Source organism: Kitasatospora sp. NPDC058063, from assembly GCF_042885395.1.
In the GTDB taxonomy this organism is placed as follows: Bacteria; Actinomycetota; Actinomycetes; order Streptomycetales; family Streptomycetaceae; genus Kitasatospora; species Kitasatospora lactacystinica.
The window spans coordinates 113797-129496 of the sequence record NZ_JBHVSD010000004.1; the positions used below are offsets into that span (position 1 = coordinate 113797).

The window sequence follows — 15700 nt, forward strand, 5'->3', positions numbered from 1 at the left end:
GTCGCCTGGCTAGATTGATTCACATCCACTGCGAGCCTTGCGAACAGAGGGGAACCACCGGCATGAGCACACTCTCCGAGGACCCGAACAGCGTCAAGTTCGTCTACTGGGACAACCTCACCTACGCGCCGTCGGGATCGCGCTCGCCGGAGGAGTGGGACCCGGTGCTCGGGGCCCGCCTCTACGAGACCTACCTCGACCACTGTGTCGAGGCGGAGCGCCTCGGCTACGCGGGCCTCAGCCTGCCGGAGCACTTCGGCCCGTCGTCGATCTCCCCGCACCCGAACGTCATGCTGGCCGCGATCGCCGCGCGGACGACCCGGGCCCGGCTGGTCTCCGGGGTGAACCTGGCCCTGCTGCACCACCCCCTGCACCTCGCCGAGCAGTTCAACATGATCGACGTGCTCTCCTCCGGGCGGCTGGAGATCGGCCTCGGCCGGCGCGGCGACCGGGCCGCCTTCGAGCACAACGCCGACCTCATCGACGGCGCCGTCAACCGGATCGACCACCCGGTGGCGAAGGACGACCTGACCCCCGCGTACACCGCGTTCCTCCAGGACGCCGAGGTCGCGAAGGTCACCGTCTGGCCCCGGCCGGTCCAGCCGAGCGTGCCGCTGTGGGTGGCCGCGGAGACGGACGAGTCCCTCGCCATGGCGGCCCGCCGCGGCTGGAACGTCTTCACCGGGCTGAACCTCGACCCGGCGGCCGGCGGCATGTCCAAGATCAGCGTGGAGGAGATGGTCGCGCGCCTGCACCGCTACCTGGAGGTCGGCAAGGAGCACGGGCACGAGCTCTCCATGGCGAACGTCGCGGCGAGCTGCTTCACCGTGATCGCCGACACCGACCGCGAGGCCGCGGAGCTCGTCCGCGACGGCTTCGTCTCGCACATCGAGACCGCCGGCGGGGTGCTGGCGCGGATGGCCGGTGCCGACCCCGCCGACAGCCCGCTGTCCTCGCTGGCGAAGGAGGGTGACACCGGCGTGCAGGGCGTGTTCGAGGCCCCCGCGGAGTCCTACCTCCGCAACCCCTTCGCCCTGGTCGGATCGGTCGAGACGGTCCGGGCCAAGCTGGAGGCGCTGACGTCCGCCGGCTTCCGGCGCTTCGTGCTGCTCTGCGGCGGTGTCGGCACCACGCACGAGGTCGCCTGGCAGTCGGCCCGGGCGATGGCCGAGGACGTCGCCCCCGAACTGTTCGCCGCCACGTCCGGCTCCGGCGCGGTGGCCAGCTAGCCGGACCTCCCCGCCCGGGGGCCGCGCCGCTGGGGCGGGGCGCGGTCCCCGGGCCCCGCCCGGGACTCCGGGACCCGACCGCCGGCGCCGCGCGCGCCCGGCCCGTGGAAGGACGAACGAGCATGACCGACAGCACCGTTGATCCGACCGGGCCGGTGGTGATCAGGCCCGGGGACCCGCGGTACGAGAACCTCGTCCAGGGCTACAACCACCGCTTCGTCGGACGGCCCGACCAGGTGCACGTGGTGACCGGCACCGAGGAGGTGGTGGCGGCCGTCGACGAAGCGGTGGCGACCGGCCGGCGGATCGCGGTCCGCAGCGGCGGGCACTGCTTCGAGGACTTCACCGCCTCCCCCGACGTCCAGGTCCTGCTGGACGTGTCCCAGCTGAACGGCATCTCCTACGACCTCGACCGGCGCGCGATCGAGGTCGGCTCCGGCGCCCTGCTCGGGGACGTCTACCGGACCCTCTTCAAGCGCTGGGGCGTGACGGTCCCGGCCGGCACCTGCCTGGACGTCGGCGTCGGCGGCCACTTCACGGCCGGCGGCTACGGCCACCTCTCGCGCCGCGACGGCCTGGTCGTCGACCACCTCCACGCCGTCGAGGTGGTGGTCGTCGACGAGGCCGGCCGGGCCCGCGCCGTGGTGGCGAGCGCCGACCCCGAGGACCCGCACCACGACCTCTGGTGGGCCCACACCGGCGGTGGCGGCGGCAACTTCGGCGTGGTGACCAGGTTCTGGCTGCGCACCCCGGGGGCCGACTCGGCCGACCCGGCCCGACTGCTGCCCCGGGCTCCGGCCCGGGTGTGGAAGCGGACGGTCATGTGGCCCTGGGAGGGCATGACCGAGGAGGCCCTCGCCACCCTGCTGCGCAACTACTGCACCTGGTACGAGGAGCACGACGACGCCGACGCGCCGGCGGCCGGCCTGTGGAGCAACCTGATCGTCACCCACCGGAACTCCGGGGCCTTCGGGATGGTCGTGGTGATCGACCACGAGGGGCCGGACGCCGAGAAGGTGCTGGCCGAGCACTTCGAGGCGGTCAGCGCCGGGGTCGGGGTGGAACCGTCGGTGCACGTCACCGAGGTCGTGCCCTGGCTGAGCTCCTGGCTGCCCTCGTACAGCTTCCCGAACGACCCCAAGGGGCGCTACAAGGACAAGGCCGCCTACCTGCGCAAGGGTTTCACCGACCACCAGCTCGGGGTGGTCTGGCGCTACCTGAGCGATCCGGAGCACATCAACCCGATGTCGTGCCTGGTGGTCGCCGGCTTCGGCGGCAGGGTCAACACCGTCGCCCCCGACGCCACCGCCACGGTCCAGCGGGACTCGATCCTCAAGGTCCTCTACAGCGGCGGCTTCTGGCTGTCCGCGGACCAGGACGAGGCCTGCATCTCCTGGGTCCGGGAGTTCTACCGCGAGGTCCACGCCGGGACCGGCGGGGTCCCCGTCCCCGACGGGTTCACCGACGGCGCCTACATCGGCTACCCCGACCGCGACCTGGCCGACCCCGCCCTCAACACCTCGGGGGTGCCCTGGTCGGTGCTCTACTACGGCGGCAACTACCCGCGCCTGCAGCGGGTCAAGCGGGCGTACGACCCCCGGAACGTGTTCCGCCACGCACTGTCGATCGAACCAACCGACGCACAGCCGGACTTGCTGGAGGATCAGGATGCTTGAGAACAAGGTCGTCGTGGTCTCGGGGGTCGGCCCCGGCCTGGGCCGGGCCATCGCCCTGCGCGCCGCGCAGTCCGGGGCGGACGTGGTGCTCGCCGCCCGGACCGCCTCCCGGCTCGCCGAGATCGCCGCGGAGGTCGAGCGCACCGGACGCCGGGCACTGGCCGTACCGACCGACATCACCGACGACGAGTCGGCCGCCGCCCTGGTCAAGACGGCGACGGAGGCCTTCGGCCGGATCGACGCCCTGGTCAACAACGCCTTCGCGGTGCCCCCGCTGGTCGACCTCGGCGAGGTCGAATTCGCGGACGTGCGCGCCGGGTTCGAGACCAACGTCTACGCCGCGCTGCGGCTCACCCGGCTGTTCGCCCCCGCCCTGGCCGAGAACCGGGGCTCGGTCGTCATGATCAACTCCGCGGTGATTCGGCACTCCAAGCGGCTGTTCGGCGCCTACAAGATGAGCAAGGCCGCCCTGCTGTCGCTGGCCCAGAGCCTGGCCACCGAGCTCGGCCCGCAGGGCATCCGGGTGAACACCGTCGCCCCCGGCTACATCTGGGCGGACGCCCTGCGCGAGGGCTTCGGCCACTGGGCCGCGCAGCGCGGCGTCACCGTGCAGGACATCTACGACGAGATCGCGGCCACCCTCGACCTCGGCCGGCTCCCCGAGCCCGACGAGATCGCCGACGCCGTGCTGTTCCTGATGTCCCCGCTCTCCCGCGCCGTCACCGGCCACTGCCTGGACGCCAACGCCGGCGAGTACCACCACTGAACCACCCGGACCCAACGGAAGTCGAGGATCAGCGGTGACACGGAACACGAAGCCGTCCGGGGCCCTGGCCGCCGGACCGGAACGCACAAGACCCGGCACCGGAGCGGGCACGACCGCACCGAGCTGGTGGCAGAGCCCATGGGTGACGGCGCTGGCCGTCCTCGTGGTCTTCAATCTGGTGTACGCCTTCCCCCGGTACCTGACCGGCGGCCCGGGCCAGGCCAGGATCCCCCTGGACCCGTCCTTCCCGGCGCACTACGCCGTCCTGGTGGGGCACGTCGTCTTCGGCAACATCTCGATGGTGACGGTCTTCCTCCAGGTCCTGCCGTGGATACGCCGCAACCACCCGGCGGTGCACCGGATCAGCGGCCGGGTGTACATCTTCGCCGGGGCCCTGCCCGGCGGCCTGCTGGCCCTGGTGCTGCTGCCCTACTCCACGGCCCCGAGCGGCAAGATCGGCCTGGCCATGATGGGCGGGCTGTGGCTGCTCACCACCGTGCTCGGGCTGCGGGCCGCCCTGCAGCGCCGGTTCGTCGACCACCGGCGCTGGATGGTCTACAGCTTCGCGATGGCCCTCGGCACCAGTTGGGGCCGGGTGGTGGTCGAGCTGATGGGGTACATCCCCGGTTTCAAGCTCGACCTCCCGGTGCTCCTGGAGGTGGCCAACTGGGCGGGCTGGGTGGTCAATCTGCTGGTCGCCCACTGGTGGCTGGAGCGGACCGGCCCCCGGGCCGCCCAGCTGGTGCGCTGACGTCCCTCCCCGCGCGGCCGGCCGTGGATCGCCACGGCCGGCCGCGCGCTTTCGTGTCGAGAACGGGCCGTCGGCTCCGACGTCTCCTGTGACGGCCCCCGGAGACGCCCGGAGGCCACGTCCCGAGGAGTGAGAACCATGAAGTACCTGCTCGTGATGCACATGGACCCGGTGCTCTGGGAGGGCCTGTCCGTCGACGAGCAGCAGGCCGTCTTCACCGGCCACGGCGACTTCATGAAGCTCATCAGGGAGTCCGGCGAGCTGGTCACCACGCAGGCGCTGGCCGAACCGGGGCAGAGCACGACCGTCAGGGTCCGCGACGGCGGCCCGGTGCACACCGACGGCCCGTACCTGGCCGGCAAGGAGTTCGTCTGCGGCTTCTACCTGGTCGACGTCGAGACCAGGGAGCGCGCGGTCGAACTGGCCGCACTGATCCCGGACGCCCGCCACACCGGCGTGGAGGTCCGCCAGGTGATGTTCGAGCAGGGGCTTGAGATGTGACCCGGGGCCCGGCTCCGCCCGCGGGGGCCGGAGCCGGGCCCCGGCTCACTGTGCGAACGCCGACGGCGGGCCGGGCCGGATGCCCGGCCCGGCCCGCCGTCGGGGCGGATCAGTCGACGATCTCCATCTGGCCCATCATGCCCGCCGAGGAGTGCTCCAGCATGTGGCAGTGGTACATGTAGCGGCCGAGGTAGTCGGTGAAGGTCGCCTGGACCCGGACCGAAGTACCGGGCGGAAGCGGCACGGTGTCCTTCAGGCCCGCGTCACCGGGCAGCGGCGGCCGGCCGTCCCGGTCGAGCACCCGGAACTGCGCCAGGTGCAGGTGGAAGGAGTGCTGGATCGGACCGTACTTGGTGGCGCTGTCGCCGTTGGTGACCGTCCAGATCTCGGTGGCACCGCGGCGGACCCGCTGGTCGACCCGGTCCGGGTCGAAGGGCAGGCCGTTGACCAGGCCGGTCGGCGTGCCGTTCAGGTCGAAGGAGAGCGTCAGCTCGCGGTGGACCGTGGCCGGCGGCAGCTCGGGCAGCGGCCGCAGCGTGGCCGGCACACCGCTGCGGTCGCGCGCCCGGCGGTCCACCGCGAACTGCAGCACCGGCTCGATCCGGTCGTCGCCGGTGTACTGCCCCTGGTTGGTGAGCGCGGCCCTGCTGCCGACCGCCAGCCCGGAGAAGTCCACCACCAGGTCCACCCGTTCACCGGCGGCGAGCGGGAAGTCCGTCCCGGTCCGGTCGACCGGCGCGGGCAGCAGACCGCCGTCCGAGCCGATCTGGAGGACCGGCAGGGAGCCGAAGTTCAGCTTCAGGAACCGCAGGGACGAGCTGTTCAGCAGGCGCAGGCGGTACTTGCGGGCGGCCACCGGGAAGTACGGCTTGGAACGGCCGTTGACCAGGATCACGTTCCGCTTCGCCGGATCGCCGTGGACCAACTGCCCCGCGGCGTCGAACTCGGCGTCCCGGATCGCGATCGGCACGTCGTACTCGTCCCTCGGCAGGTCGTGCCGGCGCTCGTCCTCACCCTCGATCAGGTAGAAGGCGTGCAGGCCGCGGTAGACGTGCTCGGCCTCCGCGTGGTGGCTGTGGTCGTGGTACCAGAGGGTGGCCCCGGGCTGCCGGTTCGGGTACTCGTAGCGGCGCTCGCCACCCGGGTCGATCAGCTGCATCGGGTGGCCGTCGCTGTCGGCCGGGACGTGGCCGCCGTGCAGGTGCACGTTGACGGCCTCCGGCAGCCGGTTGCGGTAGGTGACCAGCACCCGGCGGCCCTCCCGGGCCCGGATCGTCGGGCCGACGAAGCTGCCGCCGTAGGTCAGGCAGCTGGTCCTGACCCCGGGGAGCAGTTCCAGGTCGGCGGCCAGGACATCGAGCCGGTAGACGTCGGTGTCGTCGGTCCGCGCCACCGGCCGCAGGGTCGGCGGCACCGGCATCCGCACGGAGAACGGCCCCTTGGGCGGCCCTCCGCCGATCCGTACGGGGGGCAGCGGGTCCCCGCCGGCCATGGCGCCCACCGGCAGGCCCACCCCGGTCACCGCGGCGATGCCGGCGAGGCCCAAAAATCTTCGTCTGAACACAGTGTCCTCCCCACGTCGGTCCCCAGGCGTTCGCCCGGGGTCGCTGCCGGTGCGTCAGGCGTACGACACGACCGCGCGGAAACGGACCTCGCCGCGTTCGACCCGTTCGAGCGCCTCGGCGACCCGCTCCTTGGGGAAGGTCTCGATCATCGGCGTGACGGCCCCGGAGGCGACCAGGTCGAGGGCCTCGGTGAGCTGGTCGAGGCCGTTGTGGGTGGCGCCGATCACCTGCTGGCGCTGCGCCCAGAACGGGCTGGTGGGCGGGATCGTGAAGGAGTCGACCGGGTCGATGGTGGCGAGCACGATCCGGCCGTTCGGGCGCAGTCCCTGGAGGGTCTCGGTGGCGGCCCGGTAGGAGGTGCCGGTCACCAGGACCACATCGGCGCCGCCGGCCGCCCGCAGCTGCTCACCGTCGGCGACCACGTGGTCGGCGCCGAGCGTGCGGGCCAGCTCGTGCTTGTCCGGCGAGCGGGTGACGGCCACCGTCTCGAAGCCGGCGGCCCGGGCGAACTGCACGGCGAGGTGGCCGAGTCCGCCGATCCCGAGGACGGCGACCCGCTCGCCCGGCTCGGGGTTCGCGGCGCGCAGCGCGCTCCACGCGGTGTACCCCGCGCACAGCACGGGCGCTGCGGCCTCGTACGACAGGGCGTCCGGCAGCAGCACCGTGCTGGCGGCCGGCACCGCGACGTACTGGGCGTGGCCGCCCTGCACGGTGAGGCCGCTCATCACCGACTCCGGGCAGTTCATCCCGGACTGCCCGGTGAGCGGAAGGTTGAGCCGGCAGTAGTCGCACCGGCCGCAGGTCGCCTGCACCCAGGTGGTGCCGACCCGGTCCCCGACCCGGCGGGCGGTCACGCCCGGGCCGACCTCGACGACCTCCCCGGCGGCCTCGTGGCCGACCACCACCGGGTCGAGCGGCGGAAAGGGAAAGACGCCCTGGCTGACCCAGAGGTCGTTGTGGCAGACCCCGCAGGCGTGGACCCGGATCAGTACCTGACCCGGACCTGCCGTGGGGGTGGGGATCTCGCGCAGTTCCCAGCGCGCCTTGGCCTCGGGTACGACGGCTGCCCACATCGGACGGACCTCCCTTTCCTGTCAGCGGTTTCGCGGCGTGAGGCGGACCGGGAGGGTCTGCACGCCGTTCATGATGAAGGTGACCTGCGGTGCCAGTTCCTCGGCGGGAACGGCGAGTTCGAGCTCCGGGAAGCGCCGGAACAGCGCGGAGAGCGCGATTTCGGCCTCCATCCGGGCCAGCGGCATGCCGATGCAGCGGTAGACGCCGTGGCCGAAGGAGAGGTGCTCCTTGTCCGACCGGGCGGCGTCGAAGGCGTCCGCGCTGTCGCCGTGCACGGTGCGGTCGCGGCCCACCGCCGCGAAGTTGATCAGGACCGGGTCGCCCTTGGCGATGACGACGCCGCCGATCTCGATGTCCTCGACCGCGAAGCGGAACGGCAGGTGGGCGACCGGTGCCTCGACGCGCAGGGTCTCCTCGATCACGTCCGACCAGCTCACCTCGCCGCTGCGCAGCAGCGCCAGCTGCTCCGGGTGGGTGAGCAGGGCCCGGGTCGCGTTGGCGAGCAGGTTCATCACCGGCTCGGTGCCGGTGGCGAGCAACAGGTGCAGGGTGCCGACGAGTTCGGAGTCGTTCAGCCGGGAGCCGTCCTCCTCCTGGGCCTGGACCAGGTCGCTGGTCAGGTCGTCCCCGGGGCTGCGGCGCTTGGACTCGACGAACTCCTGCATCTCCCGGTGCCACTGCTCGACGTTGGCCGCCGACTCCTCGGGGGTGAGGGTGGTGTCGATGTTCGCCTCGCCGCCGCGGAGCATCTGCACGCGGTCCTCGGCCGGCACGCCGAACAGGTCGCAGATGACCCGGGCGGGCATCGGGCGGGCGAAGCGGGCCTTGAGGTCCACCACCTCGCCGGGCTCGCAGCCGTCCAGCTCGTCCAGCAGCTCGTCGACGGCCTTCTCGACCTCGGCCCGCATGGCCTCGACCCGGCGCGGGGTGAAGGCCCCGGCGGTCAGCCGGCGCAGCCGGGTGTGGTCGGCGCCGTACCGGGTGGTGAGGTTGTCCATCAGCACCCAGCCGATGAGCGGGAAGTCCTCGCCGATCCTGCCCTCGGCGAAGGCCGTCCAGTGCTGGCGCGGGTCCTTGGAGAGCCGGTGGTCGGTGAGGGCCTGGCGGGCGGTCTCGTGGTCGGTGATCGACCAGCCGAGCACGCCGCCGGGCAGTTCGATCCGGGCGACCGGGCCGTTCGCCCGGATCCGCGCGCCCTCGGCGTGGATGTCGTGTCCGGCGGGGTCGATGACGACGGGTTCGGGGATTGCCATGGGGATCCTCCGGGCGGTCGGTGGGAACGGCGGGCAGGGCATGCCGGACAGGGCCGCTCGGTGCGGCCCTGTCCGGTGGGGCGCCGGCTACAGGTAGAGGGTGTTGGGCCCGAGGCCGCAGGCGACCCGTCCGTACAGTTCGAGGTTGGTGTTGGGGTGCAGGATGCCGTGCAGGTTGAGGGTCTGGACGTCCCGCTCGATGCGCTGGATCGGGACGGTGGTGTAGATCGAGGAGCCGCCGCTGGCGGTGTTGAGGATGTCCACCGCCTCCTTGGTGCGCGAGCAGACGGCACCGAGGTCGAGCCTGATCCGGGCCCGCTCCTCCAGGGTCCACTCCTCGCCGGTGGGGCCCTTGGTGTCGATCAGGGCGGCGGCGCGGTGGGCGTGGAACTCCACCTCGTCGATCCTGGTGATGGCATCGGCCACCTGGAGGTGGGTCACCGGGGCCTCGGCCTGGTTGGCGTACTCGGTGTAGCTGATCTTCCGGCCGGGGAGCCGCTCGAAGAACGCCTCCTTGGCGGCCTTGGCCAGCCCGAGGGCCGGTGCGGCCACCGTGGCGCACGCGGTGGGCATGAACGGCGCCCGGTAGATGGGCGATTCGGCGTTCGCCAGGGAACGGTGGTGCCCCTGGAGCACCGGGACCATCGGCAGCACCCGCGGCTCGGGGACGAACAGGTCGGTGGCGACGGTGGTGACGCTGCCGGAGCCGCGCAGGCCGGTGGTGTGCCAGTCGTCGACGATCTCCAGGTCCGCCAGCGGGACGGCCACCATGATCGGCTGCGGCCCCTCGGGGGTCATCAGCACGGCCGCGTTGGTGTTCCAGGAGCTGTGCAGCGCGCCCGAGTTGAACGTCCACTTGCCGTTCAGCAGCACGCCGCCCTCGACCGGCACGGCGACCGCGGTCGGGCTGAGGATGCCGCTCACCCGCACGCCCGGGTCGGCGAAGATCTCGTCCTGCACCTCGTCCGGGAACAGGCCGGCCATCCAGGAGCTGATGGCGTAGACCGCCATGACCCAGGCCGTGGAGCCGTCGCCGCGGGCCAGCTCGGCGATCACGTCCACCGCGGTGCGCATGTCGGACTCGTAGCCGCCGTAGCGGACCGGCACCCGGATCTGCAGCAGTCCGGAGTCCGTCAGCGCGGTCAGCGTCTCGTCGGAGAGCCGGCGGTGCTCCTCGTGCCACAGCGCGTTCTTCTGCAGCAGCGGCACCAACTCGGCGGCGCGGCTCACCAGTTCTTCCCGGGACGGGGATTCCTTGGCTGTCATCGGGGGCTCCTCCGAAGTGGGCGGCCCACGCGGGACGGTTGGCCGTCCGGGCCGCGGTCGTTGATCGGCCCTGTCGAGGCTGGCAGCCGGGCGGGACGCCCGCATCTCCCGGATTGCGGCGCGTCCGGAGCGTGTCCAGGCCACCCGGCGGCCCGACGATCGAGCGCAATCGGGGAGTTGTCACCCTCCGAGGCCCGGTGTGAGGCTGGCCGTCACCCGGCCGCCGTGATCGCGGCCGGGACCACCGGAGAAGGAGAGAGCCATGTCCGCCACTCCCCCGCCCAACTCCCCCGAGGCCTCCGCGCTGCGCGCCGTTCCGGAGCGGATCGTCGCGGCCTGGGCCGCCCAGGACGCCGACGGCTTCGCCGAGGTCTTCACCGAGGACGCGACGCTGATCCTGCCCGGCGACATCTACCTGACGAGCCGTCAGGCGATCCGCGCCTTCATGACCCAGGCGTTCGCCGGCCCGTTCAAGGGAACCCGGGTCACGGGCGAGCCGGTGTCGGTCCGCCCGCTGGCCGCGGACGTGGCCGTGCTGGTCACCCAGGGCGGCGTGCTGGCGCCTGGGGACACCGAGGTGACGGCCGAGCGCGCGATCCGCGCGACCTGGGTGCTGGCCCGTCAGGGCTCCGACTGGCGGATCGCCTCGTACCAGAACACGCCCATCGCCGCCTGAGACCCGGCGGGCCGGCTGCGGCCCGCGCTGCCCGCACCTCCGATCCGAGCGTCCACTGAGAGGACCCGGCATGCGCCCCTTCCGTATCGACATCCCGCAGGAAGCCCTCGACGACCTGGACCGCCGGCTGGCGGCGACCCGCTGGCCCGGTGAACTGCCGGGCGTGGGCTGGCAGCGCGGGGTGCCGCTCGGCTACCTGAAGGAGCTGGCCGAGTACTGGCGCACCGGCTTCGACTGGCGCAAGGCCGAGGAGCACCTCAACACGTTCCCGCAGTTCCTGACCGAGATCGACGGCGTGGACATCCACTTCCTGCACGTGCGCTCGCCGGAGCCGGGTGCCACGCCGTTGATCATCACCCACGGCTGGCCCGGCTCGGTGGTCGAATTCCTGGACGTGATAGGTCCGTTGACCGATCCGCGGGCACACGGCGGCGATCCGGCCGACGCGTTCCACGTGGTCGTCCCCTCGCTGCCCGGCTACGGCTTCTCCGGCCGCCCCCAGGAGGCGGGCTGGGACACCGCCCGGGTCGGCCGGGCCTGGGCCGAGCTGATGCACCGCCTCGACTACGACCGGTACCTCGTCCAGGGCGGCGACTGGGGCATGCCGGTCTCCCTCCAGCTCGGCCTGGCCGATCCGGCGCACGTCGCCGGCGTCCACCTCAACATGCTCGCCACCTTCCCGCCGCAGGACCCGGCCGAGTTCGCGAACCTGGACGGGGCGGACCTGGCCCGGCTGGAGTTCGCCGCACACTTCGAGCAGGACGGGGCCGGCTGGCGGAAGATCCAGTCCACCCGGCCGCAGACGATCGGCTACGGCCTGACCGACTCGCCGGTGGGCCAACTCGCCTGGATCGTGGAGAAGTTCAAGGAGTGGACGGCCGCGGAGTCGGCGCCGGAGGACGCGGTGGCCCGCGACCGGCTGCTGACCAACGCCGCGATCTACTGGTTCACCGCCTCCGCCGGCTCCAGCGCGCAGCTCTACTACGAGTCCAACCGGCTGGACTCCGACTTCATCCGTACCTGGGCCGGCCCCTGGCCGCTCGCCGCGCCGGTCGGGGTGGCCGTCTTCCCGCAGGACGCCGTCCGGCCGATCCGCCGCTGGGCCGAGCAGATCCTCCCGACCCTCGCCCACTGGTCCGAGTTCGAGCGCGGCGGGCACTTCGCCGCGCTGGAGGAGCCCGAGCTGTTCGTCGGCGACGTCCGGGCGTTCGCGCGCCGGGTGCGCTGACCGCCGGCGCACCCGCGAGACCGCCGACGACCCCGGGAGGGACGGCCGGGGAACCCGGTCCGCCGTCCCTCCCCACCCAGGTTTCACCCAGGCCCGGAGTCGAGCAACGACACCGGACGGAAATGGAGTCGATGTGTCCTTGATCCTGAAGTCCCGCGGCACCGGGCGGCGCGGCCGCCGCAGACCCGGCTGGCTGGTGCTCACGGCGCTGGCCGCCGCCGCGCTGGCGATCGGGCCCGGCATGGCCGCCCCGGACCTCGCCTCCGCGGGCCCGGAGGCGGCCGAGGGAAGCCACGGCCGCCCGGTCCACCCGCGGGACTGGCCCCTCTCCAACGGCGATCTGACCAACACCAGGAACGTCACCCGGACGCCGATCAACTCCCACAACGTCAAGAACCTCAAGGTGAAGTGGCGGCTCCCGCTGGAGGGCACGCCGACCTTCGCCGGCATCATGGCCTCCAATCCGGTCGTGGTGGGCGACACGGTGTACCTGATCAATCTCAACTCGGACGTCTACGCGGTGGACAAGGAGACCGGGAAGGTCCGCTGGAAGCGCGTCTTCAACAGCCCCTCGGTCGGGCCGAACGGCGTGGCCTACGCGCGCGGCCTGCTCTTCGGCACCACGTTCACCGGCGCCTTCGCACTCGACCCGGCGACCGGCCGGACCGTCTGGTCGCGGGAGCTGATCGCCGCCGGCCAGGGCGGCATCGACGTCGCCCCCCAGGTGTACGAGGACACCGTCGTGGTCAGCACCGTCCCGAACACCTTCGGCAAGTACGTGCCGGGCGCCATGGGGACGATCTTCGCGCTGGACACCGCCACCGGCAATCCGCGCTGGAGCTTCAACACGGTCAAGGACGGCGACCTCTGGGGCCACCCGGAGATCAACAGCGGCGGCGGGACCTGGTTCGCGCCGGCCCTCGACGAGCACGGACGGCTCTTCGTCTCCATCGCCAACCCCGCCCCGCTCCCCGGCACCCCCGAGTACCCCAACGGCAGCAGCCGGCCGGGCCCCAACCTCTACACCAACTGCCTGCTGGCACTCGACAGCAGGACCGGCAAGCTGCTCTGGTACCAGCAGGCCGCACCGCACGACCTGCGGGACTACGACCTCCAGGAACCCCCGATCGTGACCACCACGAAGGTCCGCGGGGTGCCCACCGAGGTCGTGGTGACGGCGGGCAAGATGGGCAAGGTCTTCGCCTACCGGGCCGACGACGGAACCCCGCTGTGGACCCTGCCGGTCGGCACCCACCTGAACGACGAGGGACCGCTGCCGGACACCCCGGTCACCGTCCTGCCCGGCATCATCGGCGGCATAGAGACGCCGATGGCACTCTCCCGCGGGCGGCTCTTCGTTCCCTGGGTCGACAACCCGAGCAAGCTCGGCGCCACCGGCGGGCTGGAACTGCCCGACAACGCCGCGGGCCGGGGCGGCCTCACCGCCGCCGACGTGGCGACCGGCAAGGTGCTCTGGCAGCGGGACCTGCCGCAGATGGCGCTCGGTGCCGCCACGGTGGCCAACGACGTGGTCTTCACCTCGACCTTCGACGGCCAGGTGTACGCGTTCGACACCGCCACCGGCTCAACCCTGTGGACGGCCAGGACACCGGCCGGCATCATCTCCTTCCCGGCGGTGAGCGGCAACCTGCTGCTGGTCGGCGCGGGCGCCCCCGGGCTCTCGACCAGCCACTCGTTCGAGCTGGTCGCCTACTCGCTCTGACCCTTTCGCACGTACCGCCCCGCTCTCCCACCGCTCCTGCCCCGACGGCCACCGGCCGGCGTCCCACGCCGCGCCGGTGGCCGTCGTGCGTGCGTTCCCGGCGCGTGTTCCGGCGGCGTGCGGCGGGCGCGCGGGCCGGGGCCGCACGGCAGAAGATCTCCCGAAATTTCTGCCGTCCGATGTCGATCCGCGGCGGTCGGCTTCGTCTACCAAGTGCCGGGCCTGGACCCCGGCGGTCGAGGGCCCTGGTGCCTCGACACGGTCGCGGTCGCCGGGGAAGGAGTGGACGCCTTCCCCGGCGGCCGTCGACCACTGCGACCACGAGGGAAGGGAGCCCGCCGGGAACTACCGAGAGTGACCACTGAAGGGCGGCTCGGACTCCGGCCCACGCACGGACGACAGTCGCGCAGGGCCCGTCACCGGTGCGCGGGAGCGCCCGGGACTTCTCGTGTCGTGCGGTGCCCACGCGGGCCCACGGCCCCGGTCCGACCTGCTCCCCACAGCCCTCACACACCGCCTGAACTGCGCATTTCCCGACCGTGTCGATAAACACGCGGCCAACGGCGAGCGCCCGGGCGGTTCTTGACCATGCTTCGTGGACGCTGCTACACATCGACCCGTCGCCGACCTCACCGGGGCGGCGGATCTTCTGTGGGCACGACCGTGGAGGAACCGTGGTGCAATCACCCACCGTACTGGCCGACGGGCTGGACTTCCCGACCAGCCTCACCTTCGACGACGCGGGCCAGGTGTATCTGGCCGAGTCCGGACTGCCCTTCGGGGGCGCCGCCCCCGGCGGCCGGATCTGGCGTCTGGGCCCGGGAACCGACACCTCGTCACGCACGCTGATCGCCGACGGCCTGGCCGCCCCGGTGACCGGACTGCTCTGGCACCAGGACCACCTGTACGTCTCCGAGGGCGGGGCCGGCCGGATCACCCGGATCGGCCCGGACGGGCAGCGGGCCGTCATCGTCGACGGCATGCCGGGGCCCGGCAACTACCACATCGACATGGCCGTGGCCGGCCGGGACGGGAAGCTGTACTTCGCCCAGGGCGCGATGTCCAACCTGGGGATCATCGGGCTGGACGCCTACGAACTCGGCTGGCTGGGACGCCTTCCGCACTCGTACGACATCCCCGGCCTCGACATCGAGCTCACCGGCTTCAACGTCACCACGGACGACCCGCTGGCCGGCCGGCCCGGCGCGCGGACCACCACCGGCGCGTTCGCCCCGTTCGGCACCGCGACCCGGCCGGGGCAGCGGATACCCGCCGGGCTGCCGTGCAGCGCGGCCGTGCTGCGCTGCGACCTCGACGGCGGCAACCTGGAGCTGGTGGCCTGGGGGATGCGCAACGCCTTCGGCCTGGGCTTCCTGCCGGACGGGCGCCTGCTGGCGGTCGACCAGGGCGCCGACGACCGCGGCAGCCGCCCGATCGGCAACGCCCCCGACCTGCTGTTCGAGGTGCGCGAGGGTGCCTGGTACGGCTGGCCGGACTTCATCGGCGGCATCCCGGTGACGGACCCGGCGTTCAAGCCCACCCGCGGCCCGCAGCCGACCTTCCTGCTGGCCAACCACGGCGAACTCCCGCCGCCGGAGCGGCCGGTGCTCGACTTCGAGTCGCACGTCGCGGCCACCAAGTTCGCCGTGGCGCCCCCGCGCTCCCCGCTGGCCGGGCAGCTGGTGGTCACGCTGTTCGGGGACGAGGCGCCGATGACCCTGCCGCCGGGCGGCCCCCAGCTGGGGCGCGACCTGCTGCTGGTCGACCCGGCCGACTGGTCCACCCGGGGCCTGCCGTCCGGTCCCGAACTGCACCGGCCGATCGACGTCGGCTTCGCGCCGGGCGACGACGCGCTGCTGATCCTGGACTTCGGCGAGTTCGAGATGACCGACCACGGCGTCGAGTCCCGGCGGGGCACCGGCCGGCTCTGGCGCTGGGCGGGCTGGGACCGCTCGTAGGACGTCATCCCTCCTCACCGAAAGGCAGTCGCAC

The 15700-nt window shown here is 72.5% G+C and carries 13 protein-coding genes; 9 read left to right on the forward strand and 4 right to left on the reverse strand.

Annotation, left to right across the window (positions count from 1 at the left end; all coding sequences use genetic code 11):
- The first annotated feature begins 62 nt into the window (after positions 1-62).
- The 5 genes from ACFVUY_RS08580 to ACFVUY_RS08600 all read left to right on the forward strand — a co-directional run bounded on the left by ACFVUY_RS08580 (position 63) and on the right by ACFVUY_RS08600 (position 4923).
- The gene (locus ACFVUY_RS08580) at positions 63-1229 is read left to right on the forward strand and encodes an LLM class flavin-dependent oxidoreductase (protein ID WP_387728339.1); all 1167 of its coding nucleotides are present in this window, start codon (positions 63-65) and stop codon (positions 1227-1229) included.
- Positions 1230-1351: 122 nt separating this feature from the next.
- On the forward strand, positions 1352-2905 hold the full coding sequence (locus ACFVUY_RS08585) for an FAD-binding oxidoreductase (RefSeq protein WP_387728341.1): 1554 nt from the start codon (positions 1352-1354) through the stop codon (positions 2903-2905).
- Positions 2898-3671, forward strand: coding sequence for an SDR family oxidoreductase (locus ACFVUY_RS08590; RefSeq protein WP_359915586.1), 774 nt, complete (start codon positions 2898-2900; stop codon positions 3669-3671). Before ACFVUY_RS08585 ends, ACFVUY_RS08590 begins: the two co-directional genes overlap by 8 nt.
- Positions 3672-3705: 34 nt before the next feature.
- Positions 3706-4422, forward strand: a complete 717-nt coding sequence (locus ACFVUY_RS08595) for a DUF2306 domain-containing protein (RefSeq protein ID WP_387728343.1) — start codon at positions 3706-3708, stop codon at positions 4420-4422.
- A 138-nt stretch (positions 4423-4560) separates the two neighbouring features.
- Positions 4561-4923: a YciI family protein gene (locus ACFVUY_RS08600; protein ID WP_387694960.1), complete on the forward strand. Its 363-nt coding sequence runs from the start codon at positions 4561-4563 to the stop codon at positions 4921-4923.
- Between the two features lie 109 nt (positions 4924-5032).
- Here ACFVUY_RS08600 and ACFVUY_RS08605 read toward each other — a convergent pair whose 3' ends face one another.
- The 4 genes from ACFVUY_RS08605 to ACFVUY_RS08620 form a co-directional block, all read right to left on the reverse strand.
- The gene (locus tag ACFVUY_RS08605; protein ID WP_387728345.1) at positions 5033-6487 is read right to left on the reverse strand and encodes a multicopper oxidase family protein; all 1455 of its coding nucleotides are present in this window, start codon (positions 6485-6487) and stop codon (positions 5033-5035) included.
- 54 nt (positions 6488-6541) lie between these two features.
- Positions 6542-7561, reverse strand: coding sequence for an alcohol dehydrogenase catalytic domain-containing protein (locus ACFVUY_RS08610; protein ID WP_387728347.1), 1020 nt, complete (start codon positions 7559-7561; stop codon positions 6542-6544).
- A gap of 21 nt (positions 7562-7582) precedes the next feature.
- Positions 7583-8815 carry a cytochrome P450 gene (locus ACFVUY_RS08615; protein WP_387728349.1) on the reverse strand — a complete coding sequence of 411 codons (1233 nt, stop codon included), beginning with the start codon at positions 8813-8815 and terminating at the stop codon, positions 7583-7585.
- A gap of 87 nt (positions 8816-8902) precedes the next feature.
- On the reverse strand, positions 8903-10081 hold the full coding sequence (locus ACFVUY_RS08620; protein ID WP_387728351.1) for an acyl-CoA dehydrogenase family protein: 1179 nt from the start codon (positions 10079-10081) through the stop codon (positions 8903-8905).
- Between the two features lie 262 nt (positions 10082-10343).
- Between ACFVUY_RS08620 and ACFVUY_RS08625 the strand changes: the two genes are divergently transcribed.
- The 4 genes from ACFVUY_RS08625 (at position 10344) to ACFVUY_RS08640 (ending at position 15666) form a co-directional block, all read left to right on the forward strand.
- A complete protein-coding gene (locus ACFVUY_RS08625) occupies positions 10344-10757 on the forward strand; it encodes an SgcJ/EcaC family oxidoreductase (RefSeq protein ID WP_359912889.1) in 414 nt (137 codons plus the stop codon).
- 70 nt (positions 10758-10827) lie between these two features.
- The gene (locus tag ACFVUY_RS08630) at positions 10828-11985 is read left to right on the forward strand and encodes an epoxide hydrolase family protein (protein WP_387694966.1); all 1158 of its coding nucleotides are present in this window, start codon (positions 10828-10830) and stop codon (positions 11983-11985) included.
- Positions 11986-12118: 133 nt separating this feature from the next.
- Entirely contained in the window at positions 12119-13708 is a 1590-nt protein-coding gene (locus ACFVUY_RS08635) for a PQQ-binding-like beta-propeller repeat protein (protein ID WP_387728353.1), read from the forward strand.
- 674 nt (positions 13709-14382) lie between these two features.
- Positions 14383-15666: a PQQ-dependent sugar dehydrogenase gene (locus ACFVUY_RS08640; RefSeq protein ID WP_387728355.1), complete on the forward strand. Its 1284-nt coding sequence runs from the start codon at positions 14383-14385 to the stop codon at positions 15664-15666.
- Positions 15667-15700: the final 34 nt, after the last annotated feature.